Source organism: Kosakonia sp. LAM2021 (assembly GCF_016620385.1).
Lineage (GTDB): Bacteria > Pseudomonadota > Gammaproteobacteria > Enterobacterales > Enterobacteriaceae > Kosakonia > Kosakonia sacchari.
The window spans coordinates 56,246-77,849 of record NZ_JAENHT010000003.1 but is presented as its reverse complement, the minus strand read 5'-3'; the positions used below and the strand labels follow the sequence as shown (position 1 = coordinate 77,849).

22 protein-coding genes are annotated in these 21,604 nt (G+C 52.2%); 13 read left to right on the top strand and 9 right to left on the bottom strand.

Features of this window, described 5'->3' with window-relative positions:
* Nucleotides 1-7: 7 nt before the first annotated feature.
* Genes JKP81_RS09145 through JKP81_RS09130 form a run of 4 tightly spaced genes read left to right on the top strand, consistent with a single transcriptional unit; the run spans nucleotide 8 to nucleotide 3,407 of the window.
* A complete protein-coding gene (locus JKP81_RS09145; protein WP_200551484.1) occupies nucleotides 8-1,054 on the top strand; it encodes an ABC transporter permease in 1,047 nt (348 codons plus the stop codon).
* The gene (locus JKP81_RS09140) at nucleotides 1,054-1,887 is read left to right on the top strand and encodes an ABC transporter permease (protein WP_200551483.1); all 834 of its coding nucleotides are present in this window, start codon (nucleotides 1,054-1,056) and stop codon (nucleotides 1,885-1,887) included. The genes JKP81_RS09145 and JKP81_RS09140 overlap by 1 nt, the downstream gene beginning before the upstream one ends.
* Entirely contained in the window at nucleotides 1,880-2,716 is an 837-nt protein-coding gene (locus tag JKP81_RS09135; protein WP_200551482.1) for an ABC transporter ATP-binding protein, read from the top strand. Before JKP81_RS09140 ends, JKP81_RS09135 begins: the two co-directional genes overlap by 8 nt.
* The gene (locus JKP81_RS09130; protein ID WP_200551716.1) at nucleotides 2,703-3,407 is read left to right on the top strand and encodes an ABC transporter ATP-binding protein; all 705 of its coding nucleotides are present in this window, start codon (nucleotides 2,703-2,705) and stop codon (nucleotides 3,405-3,407) included. The genes JKP81_RS09135 and JKP81_RS09130 overlap by 14 nt, the downstream gene beginning before the upstream one ends.
* Nucleotides 3,408-3,442: 35 nt before the next feature.
* On the opposite strand, the gene JKP81_RS09125 is transcribed toward JKP81_RS09130, so the two are convergent.
* Nucleotides 3,443-4,156, bottom strand: a complete 714-nt coding sequence (locus tag JKP81_RS09125) for a GNAT family N-acetyltransferase (protein WP_200551481.1) — start codon at nucleotides 4,154-4,156, stop codon at nucleotides 3,443-3,445.
* A gap of 160 nt (nucleotides 4,157-4,316) precedes the next feature.
* Entirely contained in the window at nucleotides 4,317-5,654 is a 1,338-nt protein-coding gene (locus tag JKP81_RS09120; protein ID WP_200551480.1) for an aspartate aminotransferase family protein, read from the bottom strand.
* Between the two features lie 184 nt (nucleotides 5,655-5,838).
* On the opposite strand from JKP81_RS09120, the gene JKP81_RS09115 reads away from it, so the two are divergent.
* From JKP81_RS09115 to JKP81_RS09105, 3 genes are all read left to right on the top strand, one after another.
* The gene (locus JKP81_RS09115) at nucleotides 5,839-6,603 is read left to right on the top strand and encodes an SDR family NAD(P)-dependent oxidoreductase (protein ID WP_200551479.1); all 765 of its coding nucleotides are present in this window, start codon (nucleotides 5,839-5,841) and stop codon (nucleotides 6,601-6,603) included.
* 598 nt (nucleotides 6,604-7,201) lie between these two features.
* A complete protein-coding gene (locus tag JKP81_RS09110; RefSeq protein WP_200551478.1) occupies nucleotides 7,202-8,437 on the top strand; it encodes an EAL and HDOD domain-containing protein in 1,236 nt (411 codons plus the stop codon).
* Between the two features lie 94 nt (nucleotides 8,438-8,531).
* Nucleotides 8,532-8,990 carry a winged helix-turn-helix domain-containing protein gene (locus JKP81_RS09105; protein ID WP_234455576.1) on the top strand — a complete coding sequence of 153 codons (459 nt, stop codon included), beginning with the start codon at nucleotides 8,532-8,534 and terminating at the stop codon, nucleotides 8,988-8,990.
* Here the strand turns inward: JKP81_RS09105 and JKP81_RS09100 are convergent.
* Nucleotides 8,956-9,846 (bottom strand): LysR family transcriptional regulator, encoded by an 891-nt coding sequence (locus JKP81_RS09100; RefSeq protein ID WP_200551476.1) that lies wholly within the window; start codon nucleotides 9,844-9,846, stop codon nucleotides 8,956-8,958. The genes JKP81_RS09105 and JKP81_RS09100 overlap by 35 nt on opposite strands.
* A gap of 686 nt (nucleotides 9,847-10,532) precedes the next feature.
* On the opposite strand from JKP81_RS09100, the gene ompC reads away from it, so the two are divergent.
* Nucleotides 10,533-11,660 carry a porin OmpC gene (ompC, locus tag JKP81_RS09095; protein WP_097400525.1) on the top strand — a complete coding sequence of 376 codons (1,128 nt, stop codon included), beginning with the start codon at nucleotides 10,533-10,535 and terminating at the stop codon, nucleotides 11,658-11,660.
* A 63-nt stretch (nucleotides 11,661-11,723) separates the two neighbouring features.
* On the opposite strand, the gene JKP81_RS09090 is transcribed toward ompC, so the two are convergent.
* The 4 genes from JKP81_RS09090 to JKP81_RS09075 form a co-directional block, all read right to left on the bottom strand.
* On the bottom strand, nucleotides 11,724-12,071 hold the full coding sequence (locus JKP81_RS09090) for a helix-turn-helix domain-containing protein (protein WP_200551475.1): 348 nt from the start codon (nucleotides 12,069-12,071) through the stop codon (nucleotides 11,724-11,726).
* 222 nt (nucleotides 12,072-12,293) lie between these two features.
* The gene (locus JKP81_RS09085) at nucleotides 12,294-12,602 is read right to left on the bottom strand and encodes a YciI family protein (protein ID WP_200551474.1); all 309 of its coding nucleotides are present in this window, start codon (nucleotides 12,600-12,602) and stop codon (nucleotides 12,294-12,296) included.
* A 17-nt stretch (nucleotides 12,603-12,619) separates the two neighbouring features.
* Nucleotides 12,620-13,246, bottom strand: coding sequence for an FMN-dependent NADH-azoreductase (locus JKP81_RS09080; protein ID WP_200551473.1), 627 nt, complete (start codon nucleotides 13,244-13,246; stop codon nucleotides 12,620-12,622).
* A gap of 27 nt (nucleotides 13,247-13,273) precedes the next feature.
* Complete coding sequence (locus JKP81_RS09075) at nucleotides 13,274-14,047, bottom strand: alpha/beta fold hydrolase (protein ID WP_200551472.1); 774 nt, start codon at nucleotides 14,045-14,047, stop codon at nucleotides 13,274-13,276.
* A gap of 129 nt (nucleotides 14,048-14,176) precedes the next feature.
* On the opposite strand from JKP81_RS09075, the gene JKP81_RS09070 reads away from it, so the two are divergent.
* The 3 genes from JKP81_RS09070 to JKP81_RS09060 all read left to right on the top strand — a co-directional run bounded on the left by JKP81_RS09070 (nucleotide 14,177) and on the right by JKP81_RS09060 (nucleotide 16,802).
* Nucleotides 14,177-15,157 (top strand): GlxA family transcriptional regulator, encoded by a 981-nt coding sequence (locus tag JKP81_RS09070; RefSeq protein ID WP_200551471.1) that lies wholly within the window; start codon nucleotides 14,177-14,179, stop codon nucleotides 15,155-15,157.
* Nucleotides 15,158-15,299: 142 nt separating this feature from the next.
* Nucleotides 15,300-15,938: a DsbA family protein gene (locus JKP81_RS09065; RefSeq protein ID WP_200551470.1), complete on the top strand. Its 639-nt coding sequence runs from the start codon at nucleotides 15,300-15,302 to the stop codon at nucleotides 15,936-15,938.
* A 12-nt stretch (nucleotides 15,939-15,950) separates the two neighbouring features.
* Complete coding sequence (locus JKP81_RS09060; RefSeq protein ID WP_200551469.1) at nucleotides 15,951-16,802, top strand: Vmh family MBL fold metallo-hydrolase; 852 nt, start codon at nucleotides 15,951-15,953, stop codon at nucleotides 16,800-16,802.
* Between the two features lie 290 nt (nucleotides 16,803-17,092).
* Here JKP81_RS09060 and yjbE read toward each other — a convergent pair whose 3' ends face one another.
* Nucleotides 17,093-17,371, bottom strand: a complete 279-nt coding sequence (gene yjbE, locus JKP81_RS09055; RefSeq protein WP_234455581.1) for an exopolysaccharide production protein YjbE — start codon at nucleotides 17,369-17,371, stop codon at nucleotides 17,093-17,095.
* Nucleotides 17,372-17,644: 273 nt separating this feature from the next.
* Here yjbE and JKP81_RS09050 point away from each other — a divergent pair, with 273 nt between their 5' ends.
* Nucleotides 17,645-18,211 (top strand): helix-turn-helix transcriptional regulator, encoded by a 567-nt coding sequence (locus tag JKP81_RS09050; protein WP_200551468.1) that lies wholly within the window; start codon nucleotides 17,645-17,647, stop codon nucleotides 18,209-18,211.
* Nucleotides 18,212-18,682: 471 nt separating this feature from the next.
* Here JKP81_RS09050 and JKP81_RS09045 read toward each other — a convergent pair whose 3' ends face one another.
* The gene (locus tag JKP81_RS09045) at nucleotides 18,683-19,570 is read right to left on the bottom strand and encodes a LysR family transcriptional regulator (protein ID WP_200551467.1); all 888 of its coding nucleotides are present in this window, start codon (nucleotides 19,568-19,570) and stop codon (nucleotides 18,683-18,685) included.
* Between the two features lie 1,351 nt (nucleotides 19,571-20,921).
* Here JKP81_RS09045 and JKP81_RS09040 point away from each other — a divergent pair.
* Nucleotides 20,922-21,401 (top strand): hypothetical protein, encoded by a 480-nt coding sequence (locus tag JKP81_RS09040; protein WP_200551466.1) that lies wholly within the window; start codon nucleotides 20,922-20,924, stop codon nucleotides 21,399-21,401.
* Nucleotides 21,402-21,604 lie beyond the last annotated feature (203 nt).

The following is a 21,604-nucleotide window of genomic DNA, read 5'->3' as shown; positions in this document are numbered from 1 at the left end:
TTTTTCCATGTCTGTTTCACCCAACAGAGCAGAGCGGCGCGCAAAACGCCCTCTGCTCGCGCTATTTCAGGGGCTGCTGACGCTCTCCCTCACGCTGTTTGGCCTGTTGCTGGTCACTTTTTCGCTGTCGGCGTTTTCGCCTGTCGACCGGGTGCTGCAAATTGTTGGCGATCATGCCAGCCAGTCCACATATGACCAGGTTCGCCACCAGCTCGGGCTGGATCAACCTTTGCCGGTGCAGTTCTGGCACTATCTGACTCATCTCGCTCACGGTGATTTAGGCACCGCCAGCGCCACCGGACAGCCGGTGATGCAGGATCTGCTCGCCGCCTTCCCCGCCACGCTGGAACTGGCGACACTGGCGCTGATCGTCGGCTCCGTACTCGGTATTATCGCCGGTGTACTGTGTGCCCGTTTTAAAGGCTCACCGTGGGATTTGGCGGTACGCTCTTTTACCCTGCTCGGCAACTCGGTGCCCATCTTCTGGCTGGGCCTGTTGATGCTGGCGCTGTTTTACGCCCGCCTGCAGTGGAGCGCCGGGCCTGGCCGGCTGGATGATATTTACCAGTACACTGTGACGCCGCAGACCGGGTTCGCGCTGATCGATACCTGGCTTTCCGGCGACAGCGCGGCGTTCAAAAACGCCATCAGTCACCTGCTGCTGCCGGTGCTGTTGCTGGCGTATTACTCTCTGGCGAGCATTACCCGCCTCACCCGCTCCGCCTGCCTTGGGGAAATGAACAAAGAGTACATTTTGCTGGCTCGCGCGAAAGGTGCGAGCGAGATGACGATTTTGCTCCGCCACGTGCTGCCGAATATTCGCGGTACCTTGTTAACGGTGATTGCGCTGGCATATACCAGCATGCTGGAAGGTGCAGTGCTGACTGAAACGGTCTTCTCGTGGCCGGGAATTGGTCGCTACCTCACTACCGCGCTGTTCTCAGGAGATACCACCGCCATCATGGGCGGTACGCTGGTGATTGGCGTCTGTTTTGTGTTGATCAACAACCTGACCGACCTGCTGGTGCGGTTGACCGATCCGAGGGTGCGCTGATGCCGACAATGCTATTTTTACGCCGTTTGCGCCGTTCGCCGGCCGCATTTAGCGGGCTGATCATTGTGCTTCTGCTGCTGCTCATCGCTCTCTTCGCGCCGTGGCTTGCCCCGCTCGATCCGAACTGGCAGGATGCCGCCGCGCGTTTGCAAGCGCCCACTGCGCAGCACTGGCTCGGCACCGACAGTTATGGTCGTGATTTGTTATCACGGCTGATTTACGGTACACGTCCGGCGCTGGGGCTGGTGGCGCTGGTGACCCTGATTACACTACCCGCCGGATTGCTGGTGGGCATCCTTTCCGGCTATTACGGCGGCTGGATGGAGCGTGTGCTGATGCGTTTTACCGATGTTGTGATGTCGATGCCGCGCTTGATCCTCGCGTTCGCATTTGTCGCCATGCTCGGCCCTGGTCTTGTTAATGGTGCGCTGGCGCTGGCGTTGACGACCTGGCCTGCTTACGCCCGCCAGGCGCGCAGTGAAATCCAGCGCCTGCGCCACAGCGATTACCTCGCCGCCGCCGGGATGATGGGTATTCGCGGCTGGCGCTTGCTGCTGGGGCATATTTTGCCGCTGTGTTTGCCGTCGGCGATTGTGCGTCTCGCGCTCGATCTCGCCGGAATTATTCTTGCCGCCGCCGGGTTGGGTTTTTTAGGCCTCGGCGCACGCCCGCCGATGGCAGAATGGGGCGCAATGATTGCCGATGGCATGCAGGTGATTTTCGATCAATGGTGGATTGCCGCCGCACCCGGTGCGGTGATTTTGCTGGCAAGCCTGGCATTGAATTTACTCGGCGATGGCCTGCGCGATGTACTGGAGCCGCAACATGACTGAGACACGCGTCGCGGTGAGCGGCCTGAATATTGATTACCCCGGCTCGCGGGTGGTCCGCAATCTGTGCTTTACCCTCGGCAACGAAAGGCTGGCGCTGGTGGGCGAATCGGGTTCCGGCAAATCGATGACCGCCCGCGCGCTGATGGGGCTGGTGCGCGCACCGGGCAACGTCAGCGCAGAAAAACTCGACGTGCTGGGGAATAATCTTCTGACGCTCGACAATCGTGGCTGGCGCAACCTGCGCGGAAACGACATCGCCATGGTGTTACAAGATCCGCGCTACGCGCTGAATCCGGTGAAAAATGTACAGGCGCAACTGGACGAAGCCATCACGCTGCATCAGCGCCTCAGCCGCAAACAGCGCATGGAGAAAATTAAGGAAGCCTTGCGCGCGGTGGAACTTGAAGCGACGGTGCTGCATCGCTACCCCACCGAGCTTTCTGGCGGCATGGGTCAGCGGGTAATGATCGCCATGGCGCTGGTCAACGACCCGCGAGTGTTGATTGCCGATGAACCAACCTCGGCGCTGGATGCGCGTCTGCGTAACCAGATCCTCGAATTGCTGGTTGCGCAGTGTGAACAACGCCAGATGGCGATGCTACTGATAAGCCACGATCTGCCGTTGGTGGCGCAGCACTGCCATCGCGTGATGGTGATGTACCAGGGCGAATGCGTGGATGCGATGCCCGCCGCCGATCTGCCGCAGGCGCAGCATCCTTATACGCGCACACTGTGGACTTGCCGCCCGAATGCGCACACTTACGGCCAGATGCTACCAACGCTCGATCGCAGCCAGAATTTTACGGAGCGCAATGATGAGCATCGTTGATCTTCACCAGTTGCAGGTCGCCTTTGGCGAGAAAACGGTGATTTCCGGCGTCAGTTTCCAGTTGCACGTCGGTGAAACCTTTAGCCTGATTGGCGCCTCCGGCTGCGGTAAATCGACCGTGCTGCGCGTACTGGCGGGCTTACAGCGCGAATGGCAAGGCAACGTGTCGCTGTTTGGCGAGCCGGTCAACGCCGGGCAGCGCTATCAGGGCGCTTTGCGCCGCAACGTGCAGATGGTGTTTCAGGATCCTTATGCCTCGCTGCACCCGAACCATACGCTGTATCGCACACTGGCGGAGCCGTTAAAAATCCATGGCGAAAACGATGTCGACAAACGCGTGACGACGGCGCTGGAACAGGTTGGCTTACCCGCCGATGCCGCGCGGCGTTATCCGCACCAGCTCTCTGGCGGCCAGCGCCAGCGCGTGGCGATTGCGCGCGCCCTGCTGCTGCGGCCAAAACTCCTGCTGCTTGATGAACCGACGTCAGCGCTGGATATGTCAGTTCAGGCGGAGATCCTTAATCTGTTGAATCACCTGAAACAACAGCACGGGATGAGTTATCTGCTGGTCAGCCATGACGCGGATGTGATTGCCCATATGTCAGACCGGGCGGCGTATATGGCGGGCGGGATAATTGAACGTTTCTTTGACCGGGAGGCGCTGCTGAGCGGCGAACACCGGATGGGCTAACGAGATGGCATCGGCGAATACCGATGCCATGTTTATTATTGTGATGAGGGAGCAAAGAAGGCGCTGAGTTTTTGTTTTTGCCTGCCCTGCTCGTCAAAATTACTGGCCGCCAGCCAGGCGGAAATCGCCGCGTCGCGCTGCGGCCATTCGACATCCAGCATCGATAAATAGTCAGTATCGCGGTTGCGCCCTTTACGCACCATGTGCTGGCGGAAACGCCCTTCCCAGCTAAAGCCGAGACGTTCGGCGGCGCGGCGGGAAGCGACGTTGAGCACATCACATTTCCACTCCACGCGGCGGTAGTTGCAGGCAAACGCGTGGCGCAGCATCAACCAGATGGCTTCTGTCCCCAGCACGCTGTTTTTCATGCGCGGTGACCAGGTGACGTGGCCGATTTCCACCGAGCCATTTTGTGTGTTGATGGCAAGCCAGGCGACAACGCCGAGCGCCTCACCGCTGACACACTCCACCACGGCGAAAGGCGCGATAGCGGTGTCGATCATTTTACCCACCACCCACTGCGCCATACTGTCCACAGTTTGTGGGCGCTCACCCGCCAGCCATGTCCAGTCGCTCTCATTTTCTGCCTGAGAATACGCACGCAGAAGATCGTGCGTGTGTACCCTGGCGTCAAGCGGTTCCATCCGACAGTATTGTCCGTGCAACACGCTGCGCGGCAGCGGCTGGACGCCGTGCCAGTGCGGCAACCTGTCACCGACGGTTTGACCATAATGATTCAATTCCGGCACTTTTTTCTCCCAGGCAAAAAAGTTAAATAGAAAAAGAGAGTTTTAGCAGCAGTTAAGCCCGGAATATAGTGCCTAAAATTGGGGGGTAAGTGTCAAAAAATGTCTTTGAAATCAGAGGACTGACCAGATTTGGCACCAGAATAGTCTGATGCCTTTACACTTACTGACTAAAATGACCAAATTGAGCCAAAACCTGGTCAAAAATGGCCATTCCTTGCTGGACTTCTTTCGCGCTCATTATGCAAGGTGGTACCACGTGAATGCGGTTTTCGACCACAAAAGTCAACATTCCGGCCCCGGTTAGCGCCGCCTTAATCGCTGCCATCTCTGCCGCGGCTAAAGGCGTTTTGGTTTTATGGTTGCTCACCAGTTCCAGCGCCTGGAACATGCCGCGACCACGCACATCGCCAATCAGCGGATGTTTTGCTGCCAGCGCCTCCAGCGCAGGGCGCAGAACGCCATTGCCGATCTCTGCCGCATTCTGCACCACGTTCTCCTCTTTCATCGCATCAAGCGTGGCGACAATCGCCGCCATCGCCAGCGGATGCCCGGAGTACGTCAACCCACCGGCGAAGAAATGGTCGTCAAAGTAGTGAGCAATCGGCGCGGAAATCAGCACACCGCCCGCCGGCACATAGCCCGCATTCACCCCTTTGGCGAAGGTAACCAGATCCGGCACGATGCCATCTTGTTCGAAAGCGAACCAGCTACCGGTACGGCCAAAACCGGCCATCACTTCATCGAGTATCAGCACAATGCCGAACTCATCTGCCAGCGCGCGCACGCCTTGCATATACCCGGCTGGCGGCACCAGAATGCCGGCTGTGCCAGGAATGGACTCAAGCAGGATCGCCGCAATCGACGACGGCCCTTCACACTCAATCATGCGGCGCAGATGCGCCAGCGCGCGCTCGCACTCTTCAGCTTCGCTGGTGGCATTAAATTCGCTGCGATACAGGTACGGGTTAAAGAAGTGAACATGCCCGCGTGAATATTCATTTGGCACACGCCGCCAGTCGCCGGTCGCCGCAATGGCGCTGCCGGTATTACCGTGGTAAGAGCGATAGGCAGAGAAAATTTTGTCGCGCCCGGTGTAAAGCCGTGCCATACGGATGGCATTTTCGTTGGCATCCGCCCCGGCGTTGGTGAAAAAGACTTTGCTGAAGCCTTCCGGCGCCAGCTCAACAATGCGTTTTGCCGCTTCGCCACGCGCCAGGTTGGCGGTGGCCGGCGCAATGGTTACCAGCGTTTCCAGCTGCGCTTTCATCGCCGCCAGCACGCGCGGGTGTTGATAACCAATATTGACGTTCACTAACTGGCTGCTGAAATCGAGGTAGCGGTTACCGTCGTAATCCCACAGCTCGCAGCCTTGCGCCCCGGCAATCACCATTGGGTTGAGGTTGCCCTGCATCGACCATGAATGAAACACATACGACCGATCCAGTTGACGCACATCGTCGTTCGTTATCGCCATCTCGTTGTGAAGTGCCAGTTTCATGCCAGATCCTCTTATGCCGTTGTTGTTGTCTGCATCATGCTGCGCGCAATAAAGAGGCGGGTAGAGCCAGTCGGCTTCGCGGGATGTGACACCCGTGTCACACGTCAGTGGCGTAACTGGCACTGTCTGGCAGGCGTGAGGGTTTTTATAGTGGCGCAATAACCCTGCACAGGAGAAGAGAACAATGGCAGCGAAAAACGTGGTGTTCATTACCGGCGCGACATCCGGATTTGGCGAAGCGGCGGCGCAGGTTTTTGCCGATGCCGGATGGGCGCTGGTATTGAGCGGGCGTCGGCTCACGCGTCTGGAAAACCTAAAAGAACGGCTGCATGGCAAGGTGCCGGTGCACACTATTGAACTGGATGTCCGCGATAACGCCGCGGTAAAAAAAGCGGTGGCCGAACTGCCTGCGCAATTTGCCGATATCACAACGCTTATCAATAACGCCGGGCTGGCGCTCGCCCCGCAACCCGCCCAGAAAGTGGAGTTGCAGGACTGGCAAACAATGATCGACACCAATGTCACCGGGCTGGTGAACGTGACACACGCGCTGCTGCCAACGCTGATTGCGCATGGTGCGGGGGCATCGATTATCAATATTGGCTCTATCGCCGGGCAGTGGCCCTACCCCGGAAGCCATGTGTATGGCGCGACCAAAGCTTTTGTGAAGCAGTTTAGCTACAACCTGCGCTGCGATTTGCTGGGAACGGGCGTGCGGGTAACCGATCTTGCGCCGGGAATTGCCGAAACGGAATTTACCCTGGTACGCACCAAAGGTGACAAGGCGGCGTCTGATAATTTGTATCGCGGCACAACGCCGCTCAGCGCGCAGGATATTGCCGGGCAGATGTTCTACATCGCCACCCTGCCGGATCATATGAATATTAACCGTGTAGAAGTGATGCCGGTGCGCCAGGCATGGCAGCCGTTTGCCATCGACCGGGATTAAACCTGGGTTGTACTGGGCCACAAAATAAAACGCCCCGGCATAAATGCCGGGGCCTGCTTTTATTCTTTTTTCCTGGGTGTTTAATCGTTTTACCCCGCCCGGCGCTTATCTCCGGCACTCACTCTTTTAGGTGGCGTTAGCTCTTTATGGGGTGAGACCACAATAGTCCATCGGAATGTTCTTAACAATAGCCTTTTCGTTGCAATTTTCGGTTTTTTGATGCTGGTCATAATTTGCCGGATCTTCGCGCAAACCCGCGTGACAGCGGTCACTCGTCAGCAAGGGACGACAATTTGCGTGCCGAATAAAAACAGACGAAGCGTGACGCGCATCGCGATGCGAACGCAAAATTGATGAATTTTTCGCCGCAGTTGTCGATAAAAGAGGCAATGCGGTATGATTGCGCCATTCGGAATTTGACTTAAATCCTTCAGACGTTTACAAAAGATACTGCCTTCCTTAAGTCCGACTTGCGTCTTTCCTGTTTTCGTCCAGGCTTCCATTTTACCCTGCGTAAAAATGGCGCGGATTGACCGGTTCAGATTTGCGTTTTACCGACTATTTTATGATTTGCAGGCATCTGTAAGTGGAGTATCGCATGTTCTCTTTTGTCGCCCGGCAGGCGATTTTTGATGCAAATATGAACACAGTCGGTTACGAGTTGTTGTTCAGAGACAGTATGACGAACCGGTTTCCCGACGTTACGCCGGAGTACGCCACTGCCCAAATTATTGTCGAACAGTTTCTCGGCGCGCCGCTGGGCCGCCTGAAAGAGTACAGCGCGATCTTCGTTAACTTCCCCTATGAACTGCTGGTGCAGGGAATGGCGGAAACCTTGCCAAAAGATCGCGTGATTGTGGAAATCCTCGAAACCGCCAAACCCACGCCTCAGTTGCTCAACACGGTAAAAAAACTCTCTGCGCAAGGTTTTCGCATCGCACTGGATGACTTCGCGTTAGGCGACACCTGGAACGCCTTTTTACCTTATATCAGCATCATCAAATTCGACGTGCGGGAAAATACGCCCGACGAGATTAGCGGCTATATCAATGACAAAGCCCATTTGCTGAAAGACACGATATTTCTTGCCGAAAAGGTGGAAACCCAGGAAGAGTACGAGTGTTTTCGCAATATGGGCTGCACGCTGTTTCAGGGGCATTTTTTCAGCAAGCCGGTGATCCACTCAGCCAATAAACTGTTTCAGAATCAGGAAATCACCTTAAAACTGATGAAAGAGGTGAATGCCGATTCGCCGGATTTTGGCCGAATCGAAGCCCTGCTGAAACAGGATCTGGCGCTGTCGTTTAAGATCATGCGCTATGCACAAAATATTGTCTTCAACGCGCGCGGGATTAAAAACTTCCGCAGCCAGTCGTTAAAGGACGTTATTTTTTACCTTGGCACCAACGAGTTACGCCGCTTTGTGCTGGTTTCCTGCCTGACCTCGGTCAACAAAGTAAAGACCGACGACATTTACTACCAGAGCCTGATCCGCGCCAAATTTTGCGAGCTGGCCTCGGCGCACTCCATCAGCCGTCACTCCGCCGATGACGCGTTTATCGTCGGTCTGTTTTCACAGCTCGACAGCATTTTTGAAATGCCGATGGCAGATTTGTTAAGCCAGATTGATATCTCCGCCAGCGTAATGATGGCGCTTAAAGAGCAAAAAGGGCCGCTCTACCCTTATCTGCAACTGATTGAGCTGTACGAAAATCACAACTGGGAAGAGGTCAGCGCGCTCGGCCATCGGCTGGGTTTTAACCGCAGCATGGTGGCGGAATTGATTAAAGCCGCCACCAAATGGACTAACGCTATCCCGTCAAACGTCAACTGATCATTTCAGTTTTCGCGCCAGACAGCCGATTTAATCAGTAGGGTGTATGTACACCGCTGCTTTGGTTCACTCGGCTGATCACTGGACGCGCATCATGGAAAAGTTAACGGTATATGGATATCGCCTCGGTAACGAATATCAAGTGGAATTCGTGCCTTATAAGCAAAGTCTGACGACCTGCGCGATCCCCGGTAGCTGCACCTATTTACGTAACACCATGAACAACCTGTTGACCTATCTGCTGGCACACGCCGTGGGGAATATTGTAGCCGACAAAACGCTGCAGATTCAGGTATGGGAAAATAACGGATTGAGTTGTTCAAGCCAGCGACTGTGGCAGGTGATGAACAACCTGAAGCGTAAACTGGCGGTATTCGGTTTGTCCGATGATTTTATTCTGCGCGTAGCCGGGAAAGGGTATCTTATTCCGCCGGAAAAGGTGCTGACGCTTTATTGCCGGGAGACGTTTTTTCAGCAATACCTCGCGGTTGATTACCCCGCCCTGTCAGTACAGATAATTAAGCGTAACGCAGCGCGTCAATCAATAAGGTAAACGCGGCAGTGTGCTGTTTGCGGCTGGGATAATAGAGGTAATAGCCGGGGAACGGTTCACACCAGTCGTCAAGCACCGTTGCAAGTTTGCCTTCGTTAACCGCCTGCGCCACGCAATCTTCCGGTACCAGCGCCAGCCCCATACCGCTGGTTGCCGCTTCGATTCTGGAAGCCAGATTATTAAAGGTTAATTGCCCTTCCACGCGCACGCGCATTGGCTGACCGTCTCTGGAAAACTCCCAGGCATAGAGCCCGCCGAGCGTCGGCAGGCGCATATTAATACAGTTGTGCTGCTGTAAATCATGCGGCGTTTGCGGTTTACCATGGCGGGAAAAATAACCCGGCGAGCCAACCACCACCATGCGCCAGTCGGGGCCAATTCGCACCGCGACCATATCTCTGGCAACCTGTTCACCAAGGCGAATGCCGGCATCGTAGCGCTCAGAGACAATATCCGTCAGGGTGTTATCGATGGTTAATTCCACTTTCACATCGGGGTAAGCGTCTAAAAAAGGCTTGATGGCTGGCCATACCGTAGAATGCAACGCGTGCTCGCCAAGCGTAATGCGGATATTGCCGGCAACGCGATCGCGCATATCGGTTAAGGCAATCAGTTCTTCCTCAATCTCTTTAAAGCGCGGGCCAATGCTATTAATTAATGCCTCGCCTGCATCGGTGGGTGCGACACTGCGCGTGGTACGGGTAAGCAGACGAATTTGCAGACGCTCTTCCAGCCCGCGAATAGCATGGCTGAGCGCCGATTGCGAGACGCCTAATTTTGCTGCCGCACGAGTAAAACTGCGTTCACGGGCCACCACAATTAAATAGAAGAGATCGTTAAAATTATCTTTCAGCATTTCTGCCTCATTCCCAAACCTTGAAAATAGCGTTTATGCTACACTTCGGCCGCATGTAAATATATGTCTATAATTCACTAATCCCGCAACCAAAGGGCTCTGATTGTGAAGCGGATCACCTCTGTTTATGTTAATAAACGCCAGAGTCATTCATTTTTAATGAATTGTACTCATAGCCACAATGAGCCCTACCACTTAATCGATACGCTTTATTATTCGCCACGCATAAAAGCGCTGCAGCTTCATAAAAATTCACCATGCAGCAGCGGCAGATATTTAATAATTAAACACCCGCTGCTATCAGCCACTTAAAATAACCACTCAAACAACCCGCATATTTAATCGCACATTTCGCCAATAAAAGCCGGGGGAATTACCCCCCCGGATAGAGAAAAAAGTAACAGTAGACACAAAAAATGCAATGAGGTTAATAAAGCGTCTTAACGGTAACCGATCAAATGATGGTTGATATTAGCGATCTGTGCGATTAAAAAAAGCCCCAAAAAAAAAGTTCCAGCCGATATTTGTCAATATGTGCTAAAACAAATTTAAATATTTACACAATAAGAACTCAGGTGATAAACAATATCTTACAACCTGAATAATCCATGAGCCACTCTCATAAGTGGCAATGTATTCTTGTTGTTATTAAAAAACACAGTGGCAAACATCAAGGGTTTATTTATATGAAAATCTCTCAACTGAGTCTTTTCGTCTCTGCTGCGGTACTGTGCTCGTCAGTACAGGCGGCGGAAATATATAATAAAGACGGTAATAAGTTAGACTTATATGGTTTGGTATCAGCAGAACATTATTTTTCTGATAACAGCGGCTGGGATGGCGACCAAACTTATATGCGTCTTGGCTTTCGCGGTGAAACACAGATTAACGACCAACTGACCGGCTACGGCCAGTGGCAGATGCATATTGACGCCAATAAATCGGAAGGTGATACCAATACGCCACGCACACGTTATGGCTTCGCCGGTTTAAAATTCGCCAATTACGGTTCAGTGGATTATGGCCGTAACAAAGGTGTTTTATATGACTCCCTCGGTTATACCGATATGCAGCCAGAATTCGATGGCATGACGTACGGTTCTGACCAATTTATGTTTAGCCGTGGCAGCGGCATGCTGACCTACCGTAATACGGATTTCTTCGGCCTGGTTGACGGCCTGAATTTCTCCCTGCAGTACCAGGGTAAAAATGATGGCGGCGGCGAATCCGGCGCCGGTCGAAATGTATTACGTCAAAACGGCGACGGCTACGGCTTATCCGTGGAATATAACATCGGCGCGGGCGTAAGCGTTGTCGGTGCCATGACCAGCGCTAAACGTACCGAAGAACAAAATACCGCCACCAATATTCTCGGTGATGGCGATCGCGCCGAAGCCTATTCTGGCGCGATTAAATATGACGCCAATAATATCTATCTGGCGGCGATGTTTACTCAGGCTTATAACGCTTCGCGTTTTGGCAGTGCTTCCGATACGACAACCGCCTACGGCTACGCCAACGAATCGCAGATTTTTGAAGCGTACGCCAGTTACCAGTTCGATTTTGGCTTGCAGCCATTCGTGGCGTATAACGCGCTGAAAGGTAAGAATATTGGCAGCAACAGCGCGGGCGATAAATATGGCGATCAGGACATCGAAAAATATGTCGATCTCGGCGCCACGTACTACTTCAACAAGAACTTCAACATGTTTGTTGATTATAAAATCAACCTGATTGATGAAGATAAATTCACCACCGCCGCCGGCATCAACACTGATGACGTGGTTGCTGTGGGTATGGTTTACCAGTTCTAAACCAGCAAAAGGCGGCACAGGCCGCCTTTTATTCACCTTCATTTTCCGCTCGTTTTCCTTTCATCACGCCCACTTTTCCTGGCGCTGATGCTGACGTCGCCAGACGCCAGGCGGCATCTGGTATTTGCGTGTAAAAGTGCGTGTAAAGGTCTGCTGCGAGTCATAACCGTATTTGGTGGAGATGGCCATAATCGACTGCTCAGTCGCCAGCAGTTCATGCGCGGCGCTTTCCAGCTTCTTCTCGCGGATATAAATCCCGAGCGGTATCTGGATTACTTGCTGGAACAGACGCTGAAGATGCCATTTCGAATACCCCGCCCGCGTGGCAACATCCTCGATCCGCAGCGGCCGTTCAAGGTTATCGTCAATCCATTGCTGGATCTCAAGAATTACCGCGTGTTGCATACCCATGGTTGAAACCTCCTTGAGAACAGGAGCATTTACCTTAGCGGAGTGATACTTACGCAAACATGACGCGAAAATAATAATTTTGTCAGAAATGTTCCTTCTGCAACGCCAAATGACGTTTAGAGTGAGGTTTGCTCGTCGCAGGAAACGTCCCCCCTCATGAACGACCCGCAATGCAAAAGGGGTGCGGCTGAGCGCTGCCTCCCCGCACCGACTCTCATTGAGCTATAGCGCTTTTGCCTCTCCTGCCCATTCACGCAGGAAATGCATGGAGCAAATAGCGGGCTCGATAACCGCAATATCGACGCTAACCAGGCCAAATTTCACAAATGGATCGCGTTCTATTTCGTTTTCCAGGCTCTGGCTGTCGCTGGCCGTCGCGAGGATAAATCCACCCGGTTTATTTTGCAGAGGCCCGGCGAAAATAACATGACCTTTTTTGATCATCTCACCAAGCCACAGTTTATGCGCATCAACATATGCGCCAGGAATATCGGGTTCACTACCGTAATTAAGCGTAATCGCATATAACATAATTCATTCCCCGCAGATTAATTTAATGGCAGTGCAGCAATAATATTACTGATAGCCGATCGCGCGGCGGCAATTTGCTGATTTTTTATATCATCACCTTTCGAGGTACCTTCTGCGCGAATAATATGAAGAGCGTCAATACCCAGGAAACCAAAAAACGCACGCAGATATTTTTCCTGGAAATCCATGCCATCAAAAGGTGGTTGTAAATAAAAGCCGCCGCGCGCCGAAATAATCAATACCTGTTTTCCCTCCGCCAGCCCGACCGGCCCGGTGGCGGTGTACTGAAAGGTTTTTCCCGGTTGCGCAAGTCTGTCCAGCCAGGCTTTTAACTGGCTGGAAACAGAGAAGTTATACATGGGTGCCGCGATAACAATCAGGTCATGGGCCAGGAATTCATCAACCAGTTGCTGTGAAATCTGGTGCTCCGGGTGCCTGTCACTTGCCGGTTGACTACCGGCAACAACCCGGAATCCGGCGGCGATATCTGCGGTTAAATGGCTTACTTCGTCGCGAACCACATCGCGATAGGTTATTTCTGCTTGCGGATAATGGGCTTTTATTTCCCGTATAACGTCAGCGGAAAGTGTGCGCGTGACGGAATAGTCACCCGAAATACTGGAATCAATATGCAGAATCTTCATGATGCTCTCCGACAATAAACACAATAGTTATTTAAAGGACTTAGCGGCAGTATCGATAAATTTCGCTACGGCATCGGGTTGCGAAACCATAGATAAATGTGAACTGTTAACGCTATATACGGTGGCGTGGATCTGTCTGGCTATTTTCTCCTGAACGGCGGGTAACAAAGCATGATCGTTTTCGGTAATAAAATACCAACTCGGTTTATTTTCCCAGGCGGCATGGGTGATTTTTCCCTGAAATGCCGCGAGCGCGATCGGTTGTGAAACCGCAGCCAGCGCCTGGACATTCCCGGTTGAGATATCGTTGGCCATCACCTGTTGAAACTGGCTGGCATCATCTAACCACACCAGCCCTTGCGCATCCGCTGCTAGCCCGGTCATTGGCGCGTTAAGGCGCGCCAGTAAATCCGTCACGGATTCCCCCGTTGCCGGTGCCAGCGCCGAAAGGTAGACCAGCCCCCGTACGTGGCTGTTATTGCCGGCCTGGCTGATAACAGCGCCGGCCCATGAATGACCGACCAGCAGCACATCGCCATGCTGGCGCGCCAGCACACGTTCGGTGGCGGCGACATCATCATCCAGCGAGGTCAGCGGGTTTTGCACCGCCGAAACGTGGTAGCCCATCTTTTGTAAACGCCCGGTCACGGCGGCCCAACTGGAGCCGTCCGCAAACGCGCCGTGCACCAACACAATATTCTTAATCGGCTGTGCGACAGCCTGCGCCGACATCACGCTCAACATGGCCGCACATGACGCCGCCGTGATAAACCGTTTTCCTTTGCGAAAAGCGTTCCGCATGTTCTCTCCCGCCACGTATTGATGAAGTGATAAACACAATGCGGAGAGTGTAATCGGGGCAATCTGGCGTGGTAAGATGGCGAACTTGACATTAAACAGGCAAAACCAGACATAACACGGAGAACCACAATGCAGATAGCGATAGTCGCCACCGCAGGTAGCATGATGTCTGCGATTACCGGGCTTGCGGATATGTTCTGGATAACCAACCAGCTTCTTCCCGCCAGCACTGAAGCCAGCCGGTTCAGGATCGCCATTGTCAGCCCTGACGGGAAACCGGTCGCGGACGCGCAAGGTCGTACGATTGCGGTGGATGGCGCGTTTGCCAGCATCAGTGCGCCCGATGTGATTCTGGCCTGCGGCATGGCGCTCGGCGGCAATAAACTGCCTGCGCTCACCAGCCCGGAGGCCGTCGCGTGGTTGCGTCAACAGCATCAGCGCGGCGCGAAAATTGGCGGCGCCTGTGCAGGGGGGTATCTGCTGGGTGATGCCGGATTGCTGGATGGCAGAGAGTGCGCCACCACATGGTGGCTGTATCCCACTTTTCGCACCCGCTATCCGCGCGCCAAAATGGTGTGGGGAAAAGCGTTAATCGAAGAGCGCAACGTGATAACCACCGGCGGGCCGCTGTCGTGGGTGGATTTGGCGCTGCACATTATCCATCAGCATGCCGGGGACGAAGTGGCAAGAATGGCAGCGGATATGACCGTTGCCGACAGCCAGCCAATCTCCCAGCAAATCTATGCGCCGCGCGGCTTTTTAAACACCATTGATCCGCTGTTACTGCGCGCCGAGCAGCTTATCCGCTATGAAAACCCGGCCATCACCGTCGAAGAACTCGCCAGCGCGTTGAACCTCAGCCCGCGCACCTTGCATAGAAAACTGGCCGATTTAACCCATGAAAGCCCCAAACATTTTATTACGCGTGTGCGTATTGAATCGGCCTGTTTGCTGCTTGAAAACCCCTCAGCCAATATCAGGCACGTCGCCGCCGCGTGTGGCTATACGGAAGATACGGCGTTTCGCAAAGCCTTTAACCAACTCATCAACATGACGCCAGCGCAGTACAAGCACTGGGCTGCCGCGCGAAACATGAAGCACGGGCACTAACGTCACGCTATAACGGTATTTTTTTCGTTATGTCGTGGTTATCTGATCGTTTTACGAAACGCTGCATGTCCGGTTACGGGAATTCTCTTCGGCGCCAGTGCGCCTACAATGGGCGCCACCTGCACAACAAGAGAGAATAACCATGGCATTTCAGGCTGGACTGTACTGGGTAATCGATCCGCTCTGCGGCTGGAGTTATGGCGCACTGCCATTGATTAACCGCACGGCTGAACACTTCACTGAACGACAACATATTTTGCCCGGTGGCCTGTTTATCGACGCGCAGCGCCGCCGGCTGGACGCCGGCTGGCTCGCTCATGTGCATGAACATGATGATCGAATCGCGAAATTAACCGGTATGCCGTTTGGCCGTGCTTATAAAGAAGATCTACTTGCCCGCGATGGATTGCTGCTCGATTCGTTGCCTGCCACTCGCGGCTTGTTAGCCTTACAGCAATTTGGCGAACCGGCCGACGCGCTGTGCTTTCTGAACGCCATTCAGACAGCCTGGTATCGTGATGGGCGTGATATCACCCGCGATGAGGTAGTCAACGAGGTGATTCAGCACGCCACCGGCCTACCTGTTGTCAACGGCCAGGTGGCGGAAAGCGAAGCTCGCGCCGCTATTCAATATGGCCGTATGGTGATGGCACAAGCCGCCGGGGCAGGTTTCCCCAGCGCCGTGTTGGTACAGGAAGATGGCCGTTACACACTGCTTCCGGTTGGCCAGTATTACGGCAACCCGGATGCATTTATGGCGCTCGTAAAAACATATCGTTAAAGGAATTCCTCCATGAACCGTAAAATATCCGGCGTATTGCTGATGCTCGCCAGCGCCTCTTCTGTTGCCGCACCGTTACAATTGCAGGTTTACAACCCGCAGGAAAAGGCGATTTTCGCCGTCTCATCGACGCTGGTTTCCGGTCCTACGGAAGCGATTTTGTTTGATGCGCAATTCAGCGTCAAAGATGGCGAAAAACTGGTGGAGATGATCAAAGCCAGCGGCAAAACGCTCAAGCAAGTGGTGATCACCTCCGGCGATCCGGATTTCTATTTTGGCCTTGAACCGATCGTTAAAGCCTGGCCGCAGGTCAAGGTGGTTGCCTCACCTGAGGTGGTGAAACATATCGAAGCGACAAAAGAGGCCAAGCTGGCGTACTGGGGACCGCAGATGAAGGACGGCGCGCCGCACACGTTAACCGTACCGACAGCGACCACGGCAACACACTTTACTATCGATGGTGAAACGCTGGAGCTGCGCCATCCGCAAAGCTATGCGGCTTATGTCTGGATCCCGGCGAATAAAGCCATTCTCGGCGGTACGGCGATTTCCAGCGGCATTCACGTCTGGAGCGCCGACACGCAAACCCCGGCTGCACGTGCGCAGTGGCGTGAAGTGCTGAATGAAATGCAACACCTGAAGCCGCAGCAGGTGATCCCCGGTCATTATCTGGGGGCGCGCCCCGCCGGTGACCAGGCCATTACGTTTACCCTTAATTACCTTGATACCTTCGAGCAGGCACTGAAAGCGAATAAAACTTCAGCGGGCGTTATTAAAGCAATGACCGCCGCTTATCCGAACCTGGCAGAAGCGGGTTCACTGGAACTGAGCGCAAAAGTGAATAGCGGCGAGATGAAGTGGTGATCGCCACACGTAGCACGTTGTTTATGCATTAGAATTTACCCATCACCTGCGTTATGGTTCCATTCGAGCCAGGCTCGGCATACTGAATTAAACGCAGCGTCATGAACAAAATCAGGGGGACCTCTGTGTCCCCCTGATCAATTCCCACCGCTCCCGCTGAACCTTCGATTGCCGATCTGCTGTCGACTCGCATCGGCATGATGCGTCCCCTCACATCTTCCGGTGCGATCGGGCATTCCGTTTTAAACCCTCCAGGACCCTGGCGTGGCGAATTTTAAAAAGCGTTACCGTTAATTAGCGGGCGTTGTCGTGGTGGTGGTGCTGGTCGAGGTATTACTCCCATCATTTCCGCCCCCCATTGATAATAAAAGTAACCCCGTTACAGCGGTAATAACGGCCACTCCAGTGACGGCTGAACTGCCAACCGCATATTCCGCTGCATTCTCCCCGGCGGCTTTCCCTTCTTCTGTGGGCGCTGCGTAGCAAATTTCAGAAATAACAAATACGAAAGCGATAATAATGTATTTTAAAAGCACCATAATCCTGTCCTCATATTTATTTGGGATCATCTGCACTTTAAATCGCCATCACAAAAACGGATCGCAAAATAGGACATTCCTCGACAATATGAAAACAAATGGGAGATTCCTCAGCGAAACTAAATTATCTCAGCGCATGCGCATTTCGCTTAAAAATAAAAATAAGATAATCCTCAGTTAACAATTTTTTAGCAGTATGATAGAGATCAAAGAAGACATAGAAGAGCACAACAAAGGACTGAGAAAAATTTCAAACTTGCAAATTTTACACACGCACATCCAGACGCTCCAGGAGGGTGTAATATGGAAAGAAAAATAGATGTCATATTATGCAAAATCACCTGTTCTTATACCAAAAAAGGCATCACTCAATTAGTTAATGAAATCAGAAACGGCAGTGGTTTGCACATTGGAATTAACTTTACAGCACCTTACTCTGGCCGGGGAACATTAGTGGTGACCAAAGGTAATTTCATACCCTTTACGTTGGCACATACACCAATGATTGTGATACCTGATAAAGTTCCGGTCAGTGTTTTAATGGACATATTAACCGAATTTGTTTACGGAAGAGTCAGCCAGCATGTTAAGACGATTCGTCTTGGAAGGCGCGAAATTGCGATCCTTAAGGAGATGATTTACGAAAAAAGTGATGAGGAGATTTCCACGCTATTAAACATCAACAAAAAAACCGTTTCATCGCACAAGGACAACATAAAAAAGAAAATCTCCGCGAGTACAAAGATTGACATTTTCTATGCGTTTAGCATTTTTTCCTTTACCGACTCCACATTAAATGAGAGTACGAGCGAAGATCCACTTTTTATGCCGCCGGGCGAGCAAATAAATAGAATGGTCGCTTACGGCTAAAAAAGAAAAATAACCACAACACTCAGCAAAATAAAAACCAGGCCGCAACCTGCAATTGCCTTTTTATCCCGTGGATAAAAAGGCAATTCACATTAAATATCGTTAAGTCTTTTTGCCGTATTTACGCGATTGACCCACTTTTCTTGAGCGTACAAGTCGAAAGTGTCTGTAAAAAGAATACGCGATAACGATCAGCAGCACGCCTATCAAGGCCAGGTTCATCATCACCATTTTAGTTTCACTCACAGCGGGCGGGCTTTCATTTAACCGATAAATAACCGCAGCCGTCAATAGCTGGCAAACAAATAAGACTGGCCTCAACCGCACAAATAATTAAATGCTGATGATGAGATTAAACCTAAGAAAAACAATGGCACTACCGCGCAGTGCCAGCACGAGTACGCGACACCGCTATTATATTTAGATTTTTCATCGTTATTACGCGGCGAATTCCCCACATAAAATGGCAATTTATTCTGTCGCGCCGGTTAACTGCTGGCGGATAGCATCAATAAACAACCGCAGGGCGGCGTGTTGATGTTCGCGAGACTGGTACAGACCATAAATCCCCAGTCGTTGCGGTTCGAGATCGGGTAATACCCTGACCAGTTGGCCGTTATTCAACGCTTCCTGCGCTTCCCGTTCCGGCACCAGCGCCAGCCCGCACCCGGCAATCGCCGCATCACGCAGCACCGCGGAGATCCCCGCGCTCAGATTACCCTTCGCCATCACTTCCCACGTGTTTTGTGCGCTGTCGGTAAAGTGCCATGACTGCCCGGCGAAACCGCTGTAGTGCAGACAATTGTGGTGCTCAAGCTCGTGCACCGTGTGCGGTGTACCGTGCAGACGCAGGTAATCCGCCGATGCACAAAGCACCGATCGGCACTCGCCCAGACGCGTGGCTATTGCCCCTGCTTCCGGGTTATTGGTGATGCGAATCGCCAAATCAATGCGTTCGCCAATGAGATTGACCGGGTGGTTTCCCACTTCAACTTCGATTCTTAACGCCGGGTAACGCGCCAGAAAACCCGGCAGCACCGGCCCGATAATGTGGCTGGCCGTGAAGTGGGCGCAGGCAACGCGCAATGTGCCGGAAGGCGTTTCCCGCGTCGATTGCCCTTCAATATCGCCAAACAGCGGCGCGAGTTGCCGCGTCTTTTGTAACGTATTTTCCCCGGCAGGCGTCAGCGTCAGACGGCGAGACGAACGGTGAATAAGCCGGGCACCCGCCCATTTTTCCATTTCATCAAGGTAGCGGCTGACCATCGGGCGAGAAATGCCCAGCGCCCGCGAAGCGGCGCTCAAACTTCCCAGCTCGCAGATGCGATTAAACACCACCACCGCCATCACTCTGTCCATCTATTCACCTGTTCGATTTGCGAAACTGAAGCGCATTGTTTCAGAAATACGCCTGGCAAAATAGCCTTCCGCCCATGCCTTGTGTTTTGAGTTGACTGCTTTTCGTGTGAGTCCGGGTTCTGTGATGCGTCACGTGGTCATGAAATGGCTGTCATGCCGAAAGAGGCGCATGAAGCCCGGCGCTTTGCTGACTCTGTTTTCAACCAACAGCGCCATTCCTGCGCACCCGATGTTACTCATCGGTATTCTTCGCTTTACGATACGTTCGCACCTGCAATTTATGCATAAAGTTTACAGGCGGTGTGCCGTTAGCCATATCGGTGGGCCAATGCTTTGGCAATGTAAATACATTAATGTGCTTTGAGCGGGAAACCGTGGATGAGAAAAATGATACGAAAAATATTGTTACTGCTGTCTGTTTTATCGATTGGCTATTATGCTTACTCATATTCTACGGTGATGGCAGATTTACCCTTCACGTACCAGGTGCAGAATGTCTTCACAATAGTTATGTGCTCGGTGTTTGCAGGGCTGTTATTTGCATCGAATAATAACGAAATAGAACTTTTACTAAACCGTTATTACTCCTCGTTCAGGGCTAATAAAATTAGTAATAACTATAACTACATGCTTTTATTCTGTTTCATGTTTCTCTCTTACGCACACTATTATCTTTCCAGCCTGCTCGGCAGGTTAATACTGGATGTAATAGTAAAAATCGGCTCACTGGACACCTTGTTGACGATCGATATTTACACCTCACTGTTATTTTCAGCTAACTGTCTATTATTTGTGGTTTATGTAATCCCTGTTGTGCATGCATTTATAAAGCTGCACGCTGAAAAGGTTACCGTAGTTTCTCCCCCTCACGACGAATAAAAGACCTTCAGTGCAAAGATGAATGCTTTTTCCCAAAAAAGACTGGCGCGAGTTCGCCAGCGTTTTTTAGGTTGACCGGGGCTCTGCACCCATGAATTTTATGTTTTTATTCAGTCCATTATCTTTATCACAACCAATGAGATTACGTTTATTCCTTCCGCATAAAGAACAGAGGTGATGCGATCAGGTCGACACGTTAAACGCCCCGGATAAAAGGTCTACGCCAAAAGCCCGATTTGTTTTTTTATTTCTATCGTTATCTTTAAGGCGTTATCGGATGATAATGCGGTAGCGAGTAACATTAAAATCACCATCAAAAGCGTTGTTATAAATATGACGTCACTATGCATACCGTATATCACCAATGAGAAACGTACTGTCTTTTTTAATTTTGCTGGCACATCCGATAAAGCAAAAGTAAACAACAGCACAGCACGGTAAACACCTATCGTAATCATGAGGAGATAAAGAGATGCCATCTGTTTATTATCGCGGTGATAGCCGCGTCATTTCTGAAATACAAAAAACCGGGTTCCAGCCGCGCATTGAATCGTGCCGGGGGCGAACGCCAGCTCAGGCTATTGCTTATATTCAGCAGCTTATTGTCACCAACGGTTTTAAAAGCCTTGCGGATATTGGCGGTTATATCATAAGTAATGCCAAAGGAGATTCTGTCTCGACCTCATGTATCGAAGATGGCGCATCTTATGGCACACATAAATATCGCATCACCGTCCCGAAGAGTGCGCTGTTTTTTGAATTTAATCTCGATGGCAGCGTGGGGGCACAACTGCCCGATCAAGGGCATATGTATGGACGCAAGCCGTACTATATTTTGACCAACGTGAACCCTGATTTAAGCCAATACGTTATCGTTGGTACCAGAACGGCCACGCAGGAAGCCACCTTTTTTACGGATATACCAAGCGACTGGATCTCGCTACTCAGCTAACCGGATCGTCTGCCCCTGTTCGCCGTGAAAAACGTGCCCTCCTGCTTAGTGAGGGCACTGTTTAACGCGTGGATTCATCCCTGACATCACTGAACCGGTTATTCCCTTTTCGTTAACGCGCGTCATGGCGTTTTGCGCACCGGTTCGCCGCGCGAGAGAGTGTAAAAGTGCCTTTCACCTGCCCTCTTCCCGATCGGCCAAAC